This window comes from Streptomyces sp. NPDC060366 (assembly GCF_042725135.1).
GTDB lineage: Bacteria > Actinomycetota > Actinomycetes > Streptomycetales > Streptomycetaceae > Streptomyces.
Window position 1 is genome coordinate 1,077,269 of sequence record NZ_JBHXDC010000001.1, and the last position, 17,697, is coordinate 1,094,965.

19 protein-coding genes are annotated in these 17,697 nt (G+C 69.8%); 11 read left to right on the forward strand and 8 right to left on the reverse strand.

The features are described 5' to 3' along the window. Nucleotides 1-18 precede the first annotated feature (18 nt). Both ACFWHU_RS04560 and miaA read right to left on the reverse strand, forming a co-directional pair. Nucleotides 19-459, reverse strand: a complete 441-nt coding sequence (locus tag ACFWHU_RS04560; RefSeq protein WP_385800914.1) for a hypothetical protein — start codon at nucleotides 457-459, stop codon at nucleotides 19-21. Between the two features lie 107 nt (nucleotides 460-566). Continuing rightward, nucleotides 567-1,505 (reverse strand): tRNA (adenosine(37)-N6)-dimethylallyltransferase MiaA, encoded by a 939-nt coding sequence (gene miaA / locus ACFWHU_RS04565; RefSeq protein WP_385800844.1) that lies wholly within the window; start codon nucleotides 1,503-1,505, stop codon nucleotides 567-569. Between the two features lie 501 nt (nucleotides 1,506-2,006). Between miaA and ACFWHU_RS04570 the strand changes: the two genes are divergently transcribed. Further along, the gene (locus tag ACFWHU_RS04570; RefSeq protein WP_385800842.1) at nucleotides 2,007-2,279 is read left to right on the forward strand and encodes an antitoxin; all 273 of its coding nucleotides are present in this window, start codon (nucleotides 2,007-2,009) and stop codon (nucleotides 2,277-2,279) included. Nucleotides 2,280-2,438: 159 nt separating this feature from the next. On the opposite strand, the gene ACFWHU_RS04575 is transcribed toward ACFWHU_RS04570, so the two are convergent. Together ACFWHU_RS04575 and miaB are read right to left on the reverse strand one after the other, a co-directional pair. Then, the gene (locus ACFWHU_RS04575; protein ID WP_387223877.1) at nucleotides 2,439-3,176 is read right to left on the reverse strand and encodes a hypothetical protein; all 738 of its coding nucleotides are present in this window, start codon (nucleotides 3,174-3,176) and stop codon (nucleotides 2,439-2,441) included. Between the two features lie 86 nt (nucleotides 3,177-3,262). After that, entirely contained in the window at nucleotides 3,263-4,789 is a 1,527-nt protein-coding gene (gene miaB / locus ACFWHU_RS04580) for a tRNA (N6-isopentenyl adenosine(37)-C2)-methylthiotransferase MiaB (RefSeq protein WP_387223879.1), read from the reverse strand. 194 nt (nucleotides 4,790-4,983) lie between these two features. Between miaB and ACFWHU_RS04585 the strand changes: the two genes are divergently transcribed. Then, nucleotides 4,984-5,487 (forward strand): cupin domain-containing protein, encoded by a 504-nt coding sequence (locus ACFWHU_RS04585; protein WP_385800837.1) that lies wholly within the window; start codon nucleotides 4,984-4,986, stop codon nucleotides 5,485-5,487. A 348-nt stretch (nucleotides 5,488-5,835) separates the two neighbouring features. Then, nucleotides 5,836-6,837, forward strand: a complete 1,002-nt coding sequence (locus ACFWHU_RS04590) for a TAXI family TRAP transporter solute-binding subunit (protein ID WP_385800835.1) — start codon at nucleotides 5,836-5,838, stop codon at nucleotides 6,835-6,837. Between the two features lie 66 nt (nucleotides 6,838-6,903). Here the strand turns inward: ACFWHU_RS04590 and ACFWHU_RS04595 are convergent, their stop codons facing one another. Beyond that, nucleotides 6,904-8,334 (reverse strand): ATP-binding protein, encoded by a 1,431-nt coding sequence (locus ACFWHU_RS04595; RefSeq protein ID WP_385800833.1) that lies wholly within the window; start codon nucleotides 8,332-8,334, stop codon nucleotides 6,904-6,906. 6 nt (nucleotides 8,335-8,340) lie between these two features. Beyond that, a complete protein-coding gene (locus tag ACFWHU_RS04600; RefSeq protein WP_147878189.1) occupies nucleotides 8,341-9,054 on the reverse strand; it encodes a response regulator transcription factor in 714 nt (237 codons plus the stop codon). 251 nt (nucleotides 9,055-9,305) lie between these two features. Here ACFWHU_RS04600 and ACFWHU_RS04605 point away from each other — a divergent pair, with 251 nt between their 5' ends. The 8 genes from ACFWHU_RS04605 (at nucleotide 9,306) to ACFWHU_RS04640 (ending at nucleotide 15,792) form a co-directional block, all read left to right on the forward strand. Beyond that, a complete protein-coding gene (locus ACFWHU_RS04605) occupies nucleotides 9,306-10,091 on the forward strand; it encodes an amino acid ABC transporter ATP-binding protein (RefSeq protein WP_078074730.1) in 786 nt (261 codons plus the stop codon). A 38-nt stretch (nucleotides 10,092-10,129) separates the two neighbouring features. Continuing rightward, nucleotides 10,130-10,972 carry a glutamate ABC transporter substrate-binding protein gene (locus ACFWHU_RS04610; RefSeq protein WP_385800831.1) on the forward strand — a complete coding sequence of 281 codons (843 nt, stop codon included), beginning with the start codon at nucleotides 10,130-10,132 and terminating at the stop codon, nucleotides 10,970-10,972. Nucleotides 10,973-11,077: 105 nt separating this feature from the next. Beyond that, nucleotides 11,078-11,746, forward strand: coding sequence for an amino acid ABC transporter permease (locus ACFWHU_RS04615; RefSeq protein ID WP_078074732.1), 669 nt, complete (start codon nucleotides 11,078-11,080; stop codon nucleotides 11,744-11,746). Next, the gene (locus ACFWHU_RS04620; RefSeq protein ID WP_387223884.1) at nucleotides 11,743-12,681 is read left to right on the forward strand and encodes an amino acid ABC transporter permease; all 939 of its coding nucleotides are present in this window, start codon (nucleotides 11,743-11,745) and stop codon (nucleotides 12,679-12,681) included. The genes ACFWHU_RS04615 and ACFWHU_RS04620 overlap by 4 nt, the downstream gene beginning before the upstream one ends. A gap of 174 nt (nucleotides 12,682-12,855) precedes the next feature. After that, a complete protein-coding gene (locus ACFWHU_RS04625) occupies nucleotides 12,856-14,538 on the forward strand; it encodes an FAD-dependent monooxygenase (protein WP_387223886.1) in 1,683 nt (560 codons plus the stop codon). Nucleotides 14,539-14,586: 48 nt separating this feature from the next. Next, complete coding sequence (locus ACFWHU_RS04630; protein WP_309544753.1) at nucleotides 14,587-14,658, forward strand: putative leader peptide; 72 nt, start codon at nucleotides 14,587-14,589, stop codon at nucleotides 14,656-14,658. A 76-nt stretch (nucleotides 14,659-14,734) separates the two neighbouring features. Then, complete coding sequence (locus tag ACFWHU_RS04635) at nucleotides 14,735-15,343, forward strand: cysteine dioxygenase (protein ID WP_387223888.1); 609 nt, start codon at nucleotides 14,735-14,737, stop codon at nucleotides 15,341-15,343. A gap of 11 nt (nucleotides 15,344-15,354) precedes the next feature. Beyond that, nucleotides 15,355-15,792, forward strand: a complete 438-nt coding sequence (locus ACFWHU_RS04640; RefSeq protein WP_387223990.1) for a rhodanese-like domain-containing protein — start codon at nucleotides 15,355-15,357, stop codon at nucleotides 15,790-15,792. Between the two features lie 124 nt (nucleotides 15,793-15,916). Here ACFWHU_RS04640 and recX read toward each other — a convergent pair whose 3' ends face one another. After that, on the reverse strand, nucleotides 15,917-16,498 hold the full coding sequence (gene recX / locus ACFWHU_RS04645) for a recombination regulator RecX (protein WP_387223890.1): 582 nt from the start codon (nucleotides 16,496-16,498) through the stop codon (nucleotides 15,917-15,919). 9 nt (nucleotides 16,499-16,507) lie between these two features. Beyond that, entirely contained in the window at nucleotides 16,508-17,638 is a 1,131-nt protein-coding gene (gene recA, locus ACFWHU_RS04650; protein ID WP_387223892.1) for a recombinase RecA, read from the reverse strand. Between the last annotated feature and the right edge of the window lie 59 nt (nucleotides 17,639-17,697).

Genomic DNA, 17,697 nt, shown 5'->3' on the forward strand with positions numbered 1-17,697 from the left:
CGGAAGGCGTGCGCCCGGTCAGCGGAGGCGGGCGACCCGCCAGACGGCGAGGGCGACCAGGGCGACGCCCACGGTCACGTACAGCGCGAGAACACGCCAGTCCGGGCGCTCGCCCGACCCGCGGGCCGGCAGACCGGGCCAGGCATGGCCGACGCGGCGGGCGGCCATCATGCCCCAGCCCGCGGCGCAGCAGCTGATCAGCAGGCCGAGCATCGCGACGACGGCGCCGCCGTCGCCCGTCCCGAAAGCGAGGGGGAAGGCGAACATCAGCGAGCCGATGGCGGCGAGCATCACGATAGGAGCGAGCTGCCAGATCCGCAGGCGTCGCTGCGGACGCAGCTCGACCTCCACCTCGGGAGTCACCGCGTCTTCGTCGTCGGGTCCGTCAGGACTGAGCCGCGGGGCTTCTTCCTGCGGATCCTGCGTCCCCTGATCTGTGTTGCGAGGGCCGGCCTCCATCGCCACGCGCCCTCCCAACTCGGACTCCACTGGTCGATCGATGCTCGATGATGGCACGGCCCCGGGCACCGGATTGACGGCCGGAGCGTCCCGATGCCATCACGTGATCAGGCTGTGACCGCTCGTTCGACCAACGTCAGCGCGAGGTGCGGGAGTTCCTCCCGGTCGTCGGCCGCACCGCTCAGCCAGTGGACACGGGGGTCGCGGCGGAACCACGAGTCCTGGCGGCGCGCGAAGCGTTTGGTGGCGCGTACGGTCTCGGCCCGCGCCTGCTCCTCGGTGCAGTCACCCGCGAGGGCCGCCAGCACCTGCTGGTAGCCGAGCGCGCGCGAGGCCGTGCGGCCCTCGCGCAGGCCGCGCGCCTCCAACTCGCGCACCTCATCCACGAGGCCGGCCTCCCACATACGGTCGACGCGCAGCGCGATGCGCTCGTCGAGTTCGGGACGCTCCACGTCGACACCGATCTGCACCGTCTCGTACACGGCTTCGTGACCGGGCAGATTGGCGGTGAACGGCTTACCGGTGATCTCGAACACCTCGAGCGCCCGGACGATGCGGCGCCCGTTACTGGGGAGGATCGCGCGGCCGGCAGCCGGATCGGCGGCGGCCAGCCGGGCGTGCAGGGCGCCGGAGCCGCGCAGCTTCAGCTCGTCCTCCAGCCGGGCGCGCACCTCGGGGTCGGTGCCGGGGAAGTCGAGGGCGTCGATGGCGCCCCGTACGTAGAGGCCGGAGCCGCCGACGAGGACGGGGGTACGGCCTTCGGCGAGCAGCCGGTCGATCTCGATCCTGGCCAGCCGCTGGTACTCGGCGACGTTGGCCGCCTCGGTCACGTCCCAGATGTCCAGGAGGTGGTGCGGGACGCCGCGGCGCTCCTCGGTCGTCAGCTTGGCGGTACCGATGTCCATCCCGCGGTAGAGCTGCATGGAGTCGGCATTGACGACCTCACCGTCGAGTTGCCGGGCGAGATGGACGCCCAGGTCGGACTTGCCGGCCGCGGTGGGGCCGACGACGGCGATGACCCGCGGTGCGGGCGCTGCGGTACTCACGGCCCCAGTCTCGCAAACCTGGTGGCCGGTTCCCGAACGAGTTACGTGACGGCCCCTGTCCGGGGGCGTTGGCCGTTGCGAGATCGCGACCGCCGGTTTTCGGGCCTGTGCCCGCGGGCGGCGTGACGGGGCGCTCCGGGCAACGCGGAATTTCGCCCACACGAGTAGCATATGGAGTTGATATGGGCGTTTTTGCATGGCTTCGCCGAAAGTCCGAACGGACGGCGGAGGAGGTTGGGTCGGCGTCCACGACGGCCGAGGCCGCCGAGGACGGAACCCCACCCCCGGTGCCTCCGGGGCCGCAGCGGATACGGTTGCGGACACCGGAAGCGACCGCGACTGCGACTGCGACTGCGACGGCGGTACGAAAGCTGCCGAGGGTGTCGACATCCCGAAGCAGCAGACCGTCGACGAAGCGGCCGGCGACGGAGCCGGCGAAGGCGCCCGCATAGTCGGCACAGAGCCGATCGCCCCTCACCGGGGCCCGAGGGAAGGTGACCCATGAGCCTCCTTGACTCACTGAAGTCCAAGCTGTCCCCCGCCAAGGACAAAGTCTCCGACCTCGCGCAGCAGCACGGGGGAAAGATCGGCGAGGGCCTGGACAAGGCCGCGAAGACGGTCGACCAGAAGACCAAGGGCAAGTACAGCGACAAGATCGAGTCCGGGACCGGAAAGGCCAAGGACGCTCTGGAGCGGATGTCCCACAAGGAAGGCAAGGACGGAGAGACCGGCGGCACCACAAACCCGCCTTCCTCCCCGCCGCCGACTTCCTGAGGCCCGACGGCACGGCGAACGGCGAACGACAGACGTGTCCTGACGGCTGACGGCGGGGGCGAAGCGCTGAAGGGCGTTTCGCCCCCGCCGTCAGGCGTCAGTGACATATGTGGGGCCCTGGGGGCCTCCCCCTCCCCCACCCCTCCCCCCGTTGCCCCCTTACGACCAGGCCGCCACCAGGTAGCCCACCCCGTACGGCGCGTCGTCGTACAGCAGCGCGCCGCCGAGGTCCGCTCCCTCGGCCGCGCCCGCGAGAACCTGCCAGCAGGCGCGGCCCGCCGCCTTCAGGTCGGTCGCCAGCGACTCGTCCAGCGCGGCGAGCGCCGCCACGTCCGCCGAGCCGAGCGCGCGTGCGACCTCGGCGTCGAAGGCCGCGGCGCGCTCGTCGAGATATCCGGGCGCCTTGAGCGTGCGGCACGCGCTGGCGTCGCCCATCACCAGCAGTGCCACCCGCCCCGCGCCCGTCGTGATGTCCCTACCGCTCTTGATACACCGCTCGGCGTCTAGAGGTTCCCGGACGCCGAGCCCTTGGATCGGCGAGGCGGACCAGGCGACGTGTGCGAGCAGCCAGGCGGCGACGGCCAGCGAGGTCGGCAGTTCGGCCCCGGATCGCCCGTCGCGGTCCTCGGGCCTCGGCGGCTTCCCGTCGAGCGTGACGTCGACAGCAGCCCCGTAGCCCCGGAAGGAGCCGTACGCGCCCTGCGGGTACGTCTCCAGGTCCGTCGTCGTGCCCGCCGCCGGTCCGACGACGACCAGCCGGTCGGGCCTGGATGCGGCGAGCACGCCGAGGGCGTCGGCGCACGCGGCCCGCGCCGCGTCCAGTTCCGGAGCGGCACCGGCGGCGACGGCGGGGACGAGCAGGGGCGGACAGGGGCACACGGCCGCGGATACGAGCATGCTGCGCAGACTAGGTCACGGCACGTGACACATCGGCCCGCCGTCCACCGGTCGCCGACCGGCGCGTCACACAGCCGAAGGGTGCGTCACACGACCGAGCAGCCGCCGGTCGCCGCGGGCAGCGGCGGCGGGACGCCGATCGACGGCAGACCCAGCAGTACACCCGTGGGCTCGGGCGGGGCCGCGTTGCGCCTCTCCCAGGCGTCCCCGGCGCGGGTGCGTCGTATCCGCGTCGTCGGCCCTTCGGCGAGCAGATGGTGCGGAGCCGCGTACGTGATGTCGACGGTCACCACATCGCCCGGACGTACCTCCTGGTCGGGCGCGGTGAAGTGCACCAGCCGGTTGTCCGGCGCGCGGCCGGAGAGCCGGCGGGTGGCTCCGTCCTTGCGGCCCTCGCCTTCGGCGACCATGACTTCGAGGGTGCGGCCGATCTGCGTCTTGTTCTCGTCCCAGGAGATCTCCTCCTGGAGGGCGACGAGGCGCAGGTAGCGCTCCTGCACGACCTCCTTGGGAATCTGCCCGTCCATGTCGGCGGCGGGCGTTCCGGGGCGCTTGGAGTACTGGAAGGTGAAGGCGTTCGCGAAGCGTGCCTGGCGCACCGTGTGCATCGTCTGCTCGAAGTCCTCCTCGGTCTCGCCGGGGAAGCCCACGATGATGTCGGTGGAGATGGCGGCGTGCGGGATGGCCGCGCGGACCTTGTCGATGATGCCGAGGAATCGCTCCTGCCGGTACGAGCGGCGCATCGCCCTCAGGACGGTGTCGGAGCCGGACTGGAGCGGCATGTGCAACTGCGGCATGACGTTGGGCGTCTCGGCCATCGCGGCGATGACGTCGTCGGTGAAGTCGCGCGGGTGCGGCGAGGTGAAGCGGACGCGCTCCAGGCCCTCGATCTTCCCGCAGGCCCGCAGGAGCTTGGAGAATGCCTCGCGGTCGCCCATGTCGGAGCCGTACGCGTTGACGTTCTGGCCGAGGAGCGTGATCTCCGAGACGCCCTCGGCGACGAGCGCCTCGACCTCGGCGAGTACGTCACCGGGGCGGCGGTCCTTCTCCTTGCCGCGCAGGGCCGGGACGATGCAGAAGGTGCAGGTGTTGTTGCAGCCCACGGAGATGGAGACCCACGCGGCGTAGGCGGACTCGCGGCGGGTCGGCAGTGTGGACGGGAACGCCTCCAGCGACTCGGCGATCTCGATCTGCGCCTCTTCCTGTACGCGGGCGCGCTCCAGCAGTACGGGGAGCTTGCCGATGTTGTGCGTACCGAAGACGACGTCGACCCAGGGCGCCCTCTTGACGATGGTGTCGCGGTCCTTCTGGGCGAGGCAGCCGCCGACGGCGATCTGCATGCCGGGGCGGCGGGTCTTCATCGGGGCCAGGCGGCCGAGGTTGCCGTACAGCTTGTTGTCGGCGTTCTCTCGTACGGCGCAGGTGTTGAAGACGACGACGTCGGCGTCGCCGTCGGCGCCTGCGGGGGCCCGGACATATCCGGCGCCCTCCAGCAGACCGGACAATCGCTCGGAGTCGTGGACATTCATCTGGCACCCGTAGGTGCGCACCTCGTAGGTCCGGTCAACGCCCACTTCGTCCACCGCTGCGGCCCGGTCACTGCTATTTGTCACCCGTCCAGGGTAAGGGGGTGCCCGAGGTGGCCCCGCCAGCGGAGCCGTGAGGCCCGCGAATCCGGTGCGCCACTGGCGTATCGGCCTCGGCGTTCCGGCCACCCCCGGTCCCCGGGGACGGCCTCGATTGACCCATTGATTCACTCACCGAATGCCCCCTTCCAGCGGTCACCCGGAGCCTTAGATTCGTCTTCATGAACAGGACGACGAACTCCGCATCCCGCACCCACCAGCCGCTTCTCACCCGTGGCGGCGCCGCCGAGGCTCTCGCCGACGCCCCGGGCAGCGTGATCACGCTGTTCGCCGACTCGGACACGACGGGCGGCGCGCTCACCGTCAACACCGCCCGCTTCGAGAAGGGCGCGGCGGGGGCGCCCGTGCACTTCCACACCCGTGCCACCGAGTTCTTCTTCGTCGTCGACGGCACGCTCCAGGTGCTGGTCGGCGAGGAGGTACTGACCTTGGAGAAGGGCGATTTCCTCGCCGTACCGCCGCACACGCCGCACGCCTTCGCGCCCGCCCCGGACGCGACCGCGGAGGTCCTGGTCGGCTTCACGCCGGGCATGGACCGGTTCGACTACTACCGGTTGCTCGGCCGCGTCCACGACGGCGAGGCGACCGTGCAGGACATCAAGGACTCCTCGGAGAAGTACGACAACCACTACGCGCGCAGTCAGGCGTGGGACGAGCGCGCCTGAGGTCCGTCCCGGGGGCGACGGCGCCCGGCCGGATCAAGCCGGTCGGATCCGGGTTGGTTTGACCGCCGAAGTCGGGGGTACTGGCTTTGGGCTGCGCCCAGCGCCGGGCCTGGGGAGGTCTGAGGCGCTGGTCAACCCGGTCCCCCGAACCTGCGAAGGACGAGGGACCGGGGCGCAGTCTTCTCGTCGCGGGACCGTTCCGACAGCCGGATGAGTGGCTCGGAACGGTCGTTCCGGGCCATCTCCTTCTCGCAGTACGCACGCCGGCGGGCCGGCCGTCGGCGGCCGACCCAAGCCGGTGGGGGCAAGGCCTGGTCATCACGGTGCGTGAACTGGCAGGATCACCGCATGTTCCCGCTTCCGCCCCGTATGAGCCGTCGCACCGCCTTCGTAGGAGGCGTTGCCGCCCTGGTGGTGGCCGGGCTGCTGGCGTGGTGGCTGGTGCCGCTCGGGGAGAAGACACCGAGCGGGTCCCTCAAGTTCAGTACGGGCGTGACCAGCGGGGTCTACCAGCGCTACGGGGACCTCCTGAAAGAGGATCTCGCCAAGGATCTGCCCAATGTGTCGATAGGGCTGCTGACCAGCGAGGGGTCGCAGGAGAACATCTCGCGCGTGGCCACAGGGAAGGCCGACTTCACCATCGCCACGGCCGACGCCGTCGCCAAGTACCAGCGGGACAACGGACCGGGGGCGGACCGGCTGCGGGGCTGCGCGCGGCTCTACGACGACTACGTCCAGCTGATAGTGGCGAAGGACTCGGACATCAAGTCCGCGCGGGACCTGCGCGGCAAGCGGGTGGGCGTGGGGCAGGAGGGTTCGGGCGTGCGGCTGATCGCCGACCGCCTGCTGGCCGCCGCCGGGCTGCATCCCACGAAGGACGTGACGGCGGTCTCGGCGGGCATCGACACCATGCCGGGCCGTCTGGAGTCGAGCGACCTGGACGCTTTCTTCTGGTCCGGCGGGCTGCCCACCGCCTCCATCCAGCAGTTGTCGGAGCGCTTCGACATCCGGCTGGTGCCCCTCGACGACGCCCTCGTCGACAAGTTGCACGACACGGCCAGGGTGGCGACCCGCTACTACCGCTCCGCGGTGATGCCGGCCGACGCGTACAAGAAGGCGCAGGACGGTACGGCGGTGCCGACGGTGGCCGTGGCGAATCTGCTGGTGACCGCGGACCGGATCGACCCGGAACTGACCGAGGGCTTCACCCGCACCGTGATCAAGAGCCGGGACCGGATCGGCAAGAAGGTCCACCCGGCGCAGCTCGTGGATCTGCGGACGGCGATCTACACCGATCCGCTGCGACTGCACGAGGGCGCGCTGCGCTACTACCGGTCGGTCAAACCGTAGGACCGTCGCACGTCGCTCCTACGGCCGGTGCCCCTTCCTGACAAGGCGGGGTCCGGGACCCCGTCCTCATGAAGAGGTCGGCGACGACCTCGGGACCGTGAGCGTCACCCGCAGCCCGCGCGGGTCACCGTGTTCGTACGCGATCGTCCCGCCGCCCGCCGTGAGCAGCGCCCGTGAGATGGACAGGCCGAGACCTGATCCCTTGACGTTCTGGTGGCGGTTGCTGCGCCAGAATCGGTCGCCGATGCGGTCCATCTCGTCGTCGGACAGTCCGGGGCCGCCGTCGGTGACGGTGATGGTGGTGCGGTCGCTGCCGCCTCGCGCGACCCGTACGTCCACCTCGCCGCCCTCCGGCGTGAACTTCAGGGCGTTGTCCACGACCGCGTCGAGCGCGCTGGAGAGGGCGACCGGGTCCGCCCAGCCGGTGACGGCGCCGGTGCTCTCGGTCAGCCGGACGCCTTTCTCCTCGGCGTACGCCCGCCACGCGGCGACGCGCTCGGACGCCAGGGCGCCGACGTCGGTGAGACGTAGATCGGCGGCGGCGTGTTCGGCCAGCGCCAGGTCCAGCAGATCGTCGAGCACCTGCCCGAGTCGCTTGCCCTCCGTACGGACGGAGGCGATCTCCTCGTTCCCGGCGGGCAGTTCGAGGGCGAGCAGTTCGATCCGCAGCAGCAGGGCGGCCAGCGGATTGCGCAGTTGGTGGGAGGCGTCGGCGACGAAGGCACGCTGCTGTTCGAGGACGTCCTCGACGTTGTCGGCCATCTCGTTGAAGGAGTCGGCGAGCCGTCGTAGTTCCGGGGGGCCTCCGGCGGCGGCGACACGCGATTTCATCCGCCCGGTGGCGATGTCGTGCGTGGCGGCGTCCAGGACGCGTACGGGGCGCAGCACCCAGCCGGTGAGGCGGATCGCCGCTCCCACGGCGAGCAGCATGGCGGCGGCCTCGCCGGCCGCGATGTACAGCCAGCCCTCGAAGGTCCGGGAGCGCATCTGACCGGTGGGCGAATCGGTCACGACGACGGCGACGACGTCCCCGTCGCGTACCACCGGTGACGCGACGATCAGGCGCCCGTGTGCCTGCCAGGGCCAGACTTGCTGGGGGTCGTCGCTGCGTCGCCCCAGGAGGGCCTCCTGGAAGGCCAGGCGCCCCTCTCCCGTCCGGGGCACCGTCCAGCCTTCGGGGGCCCGCGCCATGGCCTCTCCGTCGCGGTAGAACACACCCGCGCGGATGCCGTACACCTCGTGGTAGCGCTTGAGCTCCTCCTCCAGCATGGATCCGCGCTCGCCGGACCCGTTGCCGGTGCCGGTGTTGCCCGCGTCCGACACGTCGCCCTCGCTGACGAACTGGGCGAGCGCGGCGACGCGCGCCGTGTCGTCGATCCGGTCGACGACCACGCCCTGCTGCTGCGCCGCCGCGAGACTCACGGCGAGCGGGAAGCCGAGCGCGAGGAGCACGCCCGCCATGAGGACGATGAGCAGCGGCAGAAGTCGAGTACTCACCGGGTACTACGGTCCTTGGTGGGCGGTGGGGGCGACGAGGCGGTAGCCGACGCCGCGCACGGTCTCGATCAGCGCCGGCATCCGGAGCTTGGAGCGCAGGGACGCCACATGCACTTCGAGCGTGCGGCCGGTCCCCTCCCAACTGGTGCGCCACACCTCACTGATGATCTGCTCCCGCCTGAAGACGACACCCGGGCGCTGCGCGAGCAGGGCGAGCAGGTCGAACTCCTTGCGGGTCAGCTGGATCGGGGCGTCGTCCACGGTGACGCGGCGGGTGGAGAGTTCGATGGTGACCGGTCCGAGCCGCAGGGAGTCCCCGCCGCCCTGTCCGGACTCCTCGCCGCCCACGCTGCGGCGGCTGACGGCGTGGATTCGGGCGAGCAACTCACCGGTGTCGTACGGCTTGGTCACGTAGTCGTCCGCGCCGAGGTTCAGGCCGTGGATACGGGAGCGGACATCCGCACGCGCCGTCACCATGATCACCGGTGTCGAGCAGAGTTTGCGGATCTTGCCGCAGACCGCGTAGCCGTCCTGGTCGGGCAGTCCGAGGTCGAGGAGTACGACTCCGTAAGGAGACTTCGTCCCGTCGGTCACCGGGAGCAGCGCCTGGAGTGCCTCTTCGCCGCTGCGCGCGTGCGTGACTTCGAATCCGTGTCTGGCCAGTACCGCGGCGAGGGCCGCGGCGACATGGTCGTCGTCCTCGACGAGCAACAGCCTCATGGCCCTCCTCCGTGGCGTGGCGGTCACAGTACGTACCAGGGCATCCACGCCCATCGCTGCCGCAGCAGTCAAGTCACTTCCCGTTAAGGGACAGTTTCCGTTACCCACCCGGTACGCCGAACCGGCCCTCTTCACACGGAGTGTCCGGTTGCGGCCGGATCGTTATGCTCAATTTCCCCTCAGATGTAATGACGCTGGTCGCAGTGCGTGACTAAGGTCCTCCCAACCGAGGAGGACGGAGCAAGAAGCCGATGAGCGGAGTTTCAGTGACCAAGGACACCGAGGACGCCAGGCCGGCGTCGGGCGACCTGGTCGTGCTGAGCAACGTCAACAAGCACTTCGGCGCGCTGCATGTGCTCCAGGACATCGATCTGACCATCGCCCGTGGCGAGGTCGTCGTCGTGATCGGGCCCTCAGGGTCCGGCAAGTCCACACTGTGCCGCGCCATCAACCGTCTGGAGCCGATCGACTCCGGCAGCATTTCGCTCGACGGGAAGCCGCTGCCCGCCGAAGGCAAGGAGCTTGCCCGGCTGCGCGCCGACGTCGGCATGGTCTTCCAGTCCTTCAACCTCTTCGCGCACAAGACGGTCCTGGAGAACGTCACTCTGGGACAGATCAAGGTCCGCAAGAAGGACAAGCGGGCCGCGGACGAGTTCGCACGGACCCTGCTGGACCGCGTCGGTGTGGCCAACCAGGCGGACAAGTATCCCGCGCAGCTCTCCGGTGGCCAGCAGCAGCGTGTGGCGATCGCCCGCGCGCTGGCCATGGAGCCCAAGGTGATGCTCTTCGACGAGCCGACCTCGGCGCTCGACCCGGAGATGATCAACGAGGTGCTCGAAGTCATGCAGCAGCTCGCACGTGACGGTATGACCATGGTCGTGGTGACCCACGAGATGGGCTTCGCGCGCTCCGCCGCGAATCGGGTCGTCTTCATGGCGGACGGCCAGATCGTCGAAGAGGCGACGCCGGAGCAGTTCTTCACCAATCCTCGCAGCGACCGCGCCAAGGACTTCCTTTCGAAGATCCTGCATCACTGAGCTGCCCGTAACTTTCGAGACAACGAAGGATGTTGACCATGAATCTCCGTAAAGCAAGTGCTGTTGCCGCCTCGGTGCTGGCCCTTTCCCTGACCGCGACCGCGTGTGGCTCCGGCGACAGCGACTCCTCGAGCGAGGGTGACGGCGGTGGCAAGAAGATCACCGTCGGTATCAAGTTCGACCAGCCCGGTATCGGTCTGAAGACGCCTGACGGCTCCTTCACGGGCTTCGACGTCGACGTCGCGACCTATGTCGCGAAGGAGCTCGGCTACGAGGCGAAGGACATCGAGTGGAAGGAAACCCCGAGCGCCGACCGTGAGACCGCGCTCGAGCGCGGCGACGTGAAGTTCATCGCGGCCTCCTACTCGATCAACGACGAGCGCAAGCAGAAGGTCGACTTCGCCGGCCCGTATCTGCTCGCCCACCAGGATCTGCTGATCCGCGCCGACGACAACATCAGCAAGGGCGCGGACCTCAACGGCAAGAAGCTCTGTTCCGTGACGGGCTCCACGTCCGCGCAGAACGTGAAGGACGACTTCGCGCCGAAGGCCCAGCTGAAGCAGAACGCCACGTACTCGGAGTGCATCGACGGACTCGCCAGCGGCGCCGTCGACGCGCTGACCACGGACGACTCGATCCTCGCCGGTTACGCCTCGCAGGACCAGAACAAGGGCAAGTTCAAGCTCGCCGGCCTCAGCCTGAGCAACGAGAACTACGGCATCGGCGTCAAGAAGGGCGACACCAAGCTCGTCGACGACATCAACGCCGCCCTGGAGAAGATGGTTTCGGACGGCGCCTGGGAGAAGGCCGTGGCGGACAACTTCGGTCCGGCCGACTACAAGAACGAGCCCGCCCCGAAGATCGGCAACATCGTCAGCTGAATCAGCGGGCCGTCGGCCCGTACGGCTCATTCGGCGCAGATGTGGCGCGCCGCCCCGTGAGGGTGGCGCGCCACGCCATCAACAAACGCGAGAGCGCGGGAGATCGTGTTCGACTTTCTTGAAGGTTACGACCTGCTAGGGGCGTTCTGGGTAACGGTGAAACTCGCCGTCTTCTCCGGAATCGGCTCCCTCGTCCTGGGCACCATACTTGCCGCGATGCGGGTGAGCCCGGTCCCGCTGATGCGCGGTTTCGCCACGGTCTACGTGAACGTGGTCCGGAACATTCCCCTCACCGTCATCATCGTCTTCGCCTCCCTCGGTCTCGCCGACGTCTTCGGCATCACTCTTGGCGCGGCGGACGACTTCGACGCGCTGAGTTTCCGGCTGGCCATTCTCGGACTGACCGCCTACACGGCCGCGTTCGTCTGTGAGGCCATCCGGTCCGGCATCAACACGGTGCCTGTCGGGCAGGCGGAGGCGGCGCGGGCCATCGGGCTGAACTTCACCCAGGTCCTGTCCCTCATAGTCCTTCCCCAGGCGTTCCGCTCCGTCATCGGGCCTCTCACGAACGTGCTGATCGCCCTGACGAAGAACACGACGGTGGCCGCGGCCATCGGCGTGGCCGAAGCGGCCCTCCTGATGAAGGAGATGATCGAGAACGAGTCGCAACTCATCCTCATCTCGGCGATCTTCGCCTTCGGGTTCGTGGTCCTGACACTGCCGACCGGCCTCATCCTCGGCTGGGTCGGCAAGCGAGTGGCGGTGAAGCGATGACTTCCGTTCTGTACGACGCGCCGGGTCCCGGCGCCAAGCGGCGCAACATCGTCTACTCGGTGCTGTTCCTGATCGTCCTGGCCCTGGGCGTGTGGTGGATCTACTCCGCCATGTCGGACAAGGGTCAGCTGGAGTGGGCGAAGTGGAGCCCCTTCACCGAGTCCCAGGCGTGGACGACGTATCTGCTGCCGGGCCTCGTCAACACCCTCAAGGCCGCGGGGCTCGCGCTGGTCATCGCGCTGCCGCTGGGAGCCCTCTTCGGTATCTCGCGGCTCTCCGACCACCGGTGGGTCAGGGTCCCGGCCGGTGTGGTCGTCGAGTTCTTCCGCGCCATCCCCGTGCTGATCCTGATGGTGTTCGCGAACCAGCTCTACGCGGAGTACACCGACATCAGCACGGACATGCGTCCGCTGTACGCGGTCGTCACCGGCCTCGTGCTGTACAACGCGTCCGTGCTGGCCGAGGTCGTCCGCGCGGGCATCCTGTCGCTGCCCAAGGGGCAGACGGAGGCCGCGAAGGCGATCGGTCTGCGCAAGGGCCAGACGATGCGCACCATCCTGCTGCCGCAGTCGGTCACCGCGATGCTGCCCGCGCTGGTGAGCCAGCTCGTCGTCATCGTGAAGGACACCGCGCTCGGCGGCGCGCTGCTCAGCTTCACCGAGTTGCTCAGCGCGCGGAAGACGCTCGCCGCCAACTACGGCAACGTCATCCCGAGCTTCATCGTCGTCGCGGTGATCTTCATCCTGCTGAATCTCCTTCTCACGACGTTCGCGTCCTGGCTGGAGAAGCGGCTGCGCCGCGCGAAGAGAAGTACCGGGGCCGTCCTGACGGGCGCGACCATGGACGATCTGGGTGCCACGGGTACGCCGGCGGCGCTGGATCCGATGAGCAAGACGGACCGCGCCACAGGCGATGCGGGTGGCGGGGGCGGCTAGCCTCGACGGCCCCGGAGACGGGGCCCATCGACCTGACGGGGGCAGCGGCGCGCGGCGTCGCTGCCCCCGTCACTTGACGCAAGCACCCGCAGTAGGTTGCATACGTTCTGTGATCGCTCTGCGGGTTCCAACCGCCAATCGCCGCATGACCGTACGGGCCGGAGGGGTCGCGCCGTGGACCCGGTGATCGTCGTCGGCGCGGGCCCCGTGGGGCTCGCGCTCTCCCTCTGTCTCGCCACCCAGGGCGTTCCCGCCGTCGTGCTGGACGAAGGGGCGGGCAAGGACGATCCACGACCGGCCCGTACGGCGGTTCTGCGGCCCGACACCGCCGCTCTCATGGCGCGGCTGGGCTGCTCCACGCTCCGTGACGAAGGGGCCCGGTGGGTCGGTTGGCGGCAGTTGCGGCGTAAGCAGCAGATGCGGCAGCTACGGCTCGGTGATGCCGCCGGGTCCGGTGGTGCGGGCGGGAGCGGTGGTACGGAAGGCGCCGACGCGGAACGTGGCGGCCCGGTTTTCCCGTCGCCCTTACATCTCCCGCAGCATGCCCTCACGCGCGGCTTGAGGGACGCCGTCGCCCGCCACGACCTCGTACGTCTGGTGACGGACAGCCGCCTCGACTCGCTGGAGCAGGACGCCCGCGGCGTCACGGTGCACACACGCGGTCCCGGGGCGACCTGGTGGCGCGGAAGCCATGTGGTGGGCTGTGACGGCGCCAGGTCCACCGTCCGCAAGCTCCTGGGTGTCCGTTTCCCGGGCCGTACGGCGGTGGAGCGGCACGCGGTCGCCGCGCTCCGTGTCGAACTGCCCTGGCCCGGTGAGGCGGTGCTGCACCGTCAGCCGCCGTGGCGGGGCGGGGGCCAGGAGGTGTCCGCCAGGCCGCTCACGGACGGTGTGTGGCGGCTGGACTGGCTGCTGCCGGCCAGGGGCGAGCTGGTCACGCCGGAGGCGCTGGTGGCGCGGGTACGGGACACCCTGACCGGCTGGTGCGGCGACACGCCGCCGTACGACCTGCTCGACACCGGCGTGTACACGCTGCACCACCGGCTCGCGCGGCGCTGGCGCGTCGGCCGGGCCTTCCTCGCCGGGGACGCCGCGCACCTGCTGGGCGCGCTGGGTACACAGGGCCTCGATGAGGGGCTGCGGGACGCCGACAACCTGGGCTGGAAGCTGGCGCACGCCTGGCACCACGGGGCGTCGGAGACGCTTCTCGACAGCTATCAGGCGGAACGCCGTACCGCCGTCGCCGCGCGGCTGCGCGCGGCCGACCAGTCGCTGACGATACTTCGGGGTGGCGGGGGGCTGCGCACGTACCTTCCGGGCACCGCGCGCGGACATGACACCCTCCTCGCCGACGGGCATCTGGGGCAGGGGCCGATGGGCGCGCCCCCCGCGTACCCGCACTCCCCTCTTGCGCCTCCGTACGCCGAGGCGCACGCGACGGTCGACACCCGGACGGGGGCGCCCGTCGACGACGTGCTCGTGACGGCGCCCGACGGCATGACCGTGCGGCTGCGGGACCGTCTCGGCAGGGGCAAGGTGCTGGTGGTGCTGGTGGCACCGGGGACGGGCGTGTGGGACCGGCGGCACTGGCTGACCGCGGGCGTGATGCCGCGGCTCGCCGAAGCGGTCGCGGCCCTGCCGTCACCGGCCGAGCTGCTGGTCACGGAGAGCTATCCGGGGGCGTCGGCGCACTCGGTGCTGCTCGTACGGCCCGACGGGCACCTTGTCGCGGCCTTCGGCGGAGTACGGCCCGACGAGCTGTACGCGGCGGCAGACGCCGCACGTGGCGGCCCACCTGAGGCCTCACCGGCGCGGGATCGTCCCGGTGGCCGGGACCGGACAGCGAACATCAATTGACCGTCGTCGGGATCACATGGTGTACTCCGGAACGTGACTGACACCGATGTGCGCCTGTGGCGGAGGGTCCATATGGACCTGGTCCGCTATGCGGGCTGTGTGTGTCGTCCGTCCTGCTGAATTCGCCCCCTTTCTCTTAGCGCTCGTCGTGTCGGCACATGACGGCGCGCCCCCGCGAACTTCCAGGACGGTCTTCATGTCTGCTTCTCTCGACACCCCCGCGCCCACCGCTTCGGCGTCAACTGCCCTTGTTTCCAAGGCTGTTGGTTCTGAGACCGTCGCACCCGGCGCAGCGGCGTCAACCGCCTCCAGTGTGCCGACGCAGACCGAGTTGCTCGACTTCGTACGGCGTACGGCGGCCGACACCGAGCTCGTCTCCACGCTTCCCCTCGATCCCGAGGGCCGTACGTGGATCCGTCTCGACGGCCCGGCCGGCAGCGAGGCGTGGATCATCAGCTGGCCGCCCGGCACCGGGACAGGCTGGCACGACCACGGCGGCTCGTACGGCGCCTTCGCCACGGCGGACGGCGTGCTCCAGGAGGACTCGCTGGCCGCCAGGCTGCCCACGGAGGGCTGGAAGACGCTGGAACTGGCCGAAGGAGTGGACCGGGAGCGGAAGTTGGCGAAGGGCGACGCCAGGGCCTTCGGCAGCCACCACGTGCACGAGGTCCGCAACGAGTCGGACTCGGAGCACGCCGTTTCGGTGCACGCCTACTATCCGCCGCTGCCGCTGATGCGCCGCTACAGCCGCACCGGCGCGGTGCTCCGCCTCGAGCAGGTCGAGCGTCCGCAGGAGTGGCAGTGAGCGGCGAGCCGATCGATCGGACGGAGCCGGGCGCACACGCGGCATCTGTGACGCCTGTGGCACCCGTGTCACCTGTGGGGATCGACGAACTGCTCGACCGGGTCCGTGAGGGACTCGACCGGATCGAACCGCGGGAGGCCTTCGCCGCGGCGGCGGACGGGGCCCTGCTGGTCGACATCCGGTACGCGGAACTGCGGGACCGTGACGGACTGATACCCGGCGCGCTGGTCGTCGAGCGTAATGAGCTGGAGTGGCGTCTCGACCCGCTGGGCAGCCATCGGGCGGCGGAGGCCACGAGCCACGATCTGCGCGTCGTGGTGATCTGCAACGAGGGCTACGCGTCGAGTCTCGCGGCGGTCTCGCTGCGGCAGCTGGGGCTGCACCGCGCGACGGACCTGGTCGGCGGCTTCCAGGCGTGGAAGGCCGAAGGACTGCCGGTCTCGCACTGAGCGGGTCGGCCGTCTCGACCCGATGCCCGGCCGCCCCCGCGCGGGCCGGATCTCGTTCGTCGTTCTTCCTTCTTCGGCCGCCGTCCGATGGTCCCGGCTCACCGGACCTCGGTGGATGCCCTCGTCAGTAGACGCCCTCGTCCAGTCCCTCCGTGTCCTCGCCCTCCGCCTCCAGTGCCTGCTTGACCACCCGCAGGGCCACACCCTGCGGGTATCCCTTGCGAGCGAGCATGCCCGCGAGCCTGCGCACCCGTCTGTCGCGCTCCATGCCACGGGTGGAGCGGAGCTTGCGGGCGACCAGCTCCCGCGCGGTCGCCTCCTCCTGTTCGGGGTCGAGCTGCCCCACCGCCTCGTCGATCAGGTCGGAGTCCACACCCTTGGTGCGCAGTTCACGCGCCAGGGCGCGCTTGGCCAGGCCCCGGCCGTGGTGCCGGGACTCCACCCAGGCATCGGCGAACGCCGCGTCGTTGATCAGTCCCACGTCTTCGAAGCGGGAGAGGACTTCCGCCGCGACATCTTCGGGGATGTCGCGCTTCTCCAACGCGTCCGCCAGCTGTTTCCGGGTGCGTGGGGTCCCGGTGAGCAGGCGCAGACAGATCGCCCGCGCCCGCTCCGCCGGGTCCTGGGGCGGCAGCTCCTTCTCGGCCCTCGACGAGTCGGGGCTGCCGCCCTGCCGCTCAGCTCGCCGCCTCTTCGCGTAAGGCACGGCGCCGAACTAGCTCTTTGCCGCCGCCGCCTTGGCCGCCTTGGCCTTGGTGGCGGGAGCCGGCACTGTCTTCGCCGCGTCGGCCGGGGCGCCGGCGGCGGCACCCGCCGCGTCCGCTCCGGTCTCGGCCGTGGGCGCCTCCGGCTTGGTGCCGACCCCCAGCTTCTCCAGGATCTTCTTCTCGATCTCGTCGGCGAGATCGGGATTGTCCTTGAGGAAGTTGCGGGCGTTCTCCTTGCCCTGGCCGAGCTGGTCGCCCTCGTACGTGTACCAGGCGCCGGCCTTGCGGACGAAGCCCTCCTCCACGCCCATGTCGATCAGACCGCCCTCGCGGCTGATCCCGTGGCCGTAGAGGATGTCGAACTCGGCCTGCTTGAAGGGCGGCGCGACCTTGTTCTTGACGACCTTGACGCGGGTGCGGTTGCCGACGGCGTCGGTGCCGTCCTTCAGCGTCTCGATACGACGGATGTCGAGCCGCACCGAGGCGTAGAACTTGAGCGCCCGGCCACCGGTCGTGGTCTCCGGCGAGCCGAACATCACGCCGATCTTCTCGCGGAGCTGGTTGATGAAGATGGCCGTGGTCTTGGACTGGTTGAGCGCACTGGTGATCTTCCGGAGCGCCTGGCTCATCAGTCGCGCCTGAAGACCCACGTGGGAGTCGCCCATCTCGCCCTCGATCTCCGCTCGCGGCACCAGGGCCGCGACGGAGTCGATGACGATGAGGTCGAGCGCCCCGGAGCGGACCAGCATGTCCACGATCTCCAGGGCCTGCTCGCCGTTGTCGGGCTGGGACAGCAGCAGGCTGTCGATGTCGACGCCGAGCTTCTTCGCGTACTCCGGGTCGAGCGCGTGCTCGGCGTCCACGAAGGCCACCGTGCCGCCCGCCTTCTGGGCGTTCGCCACCGCGTGCAGCGTCAGTGTCGTCTTGCCGGAGGACTCCGGTCCGTACACCTCCACCACGCGGCCGCGCGGGATGCCGCCGACTCCGAGCGCGACGTCGAGTGCGGTCGACCCGGTGGGGATGACCTCGATGGGCTCGTTCGGCCGCTCGCCGAGGCGCATCACCGCGCCCTTGCCGAATTGCCGTTCAATTTGGGCGAGAGCGGCGTCCAGCGCCTTCTCGCGGTCGGATCCTGCCATGGGTTCCACCCGATTTGCTTGTGTTGATCGCTTCACATCGAAGACGCTATCCCCTGCCA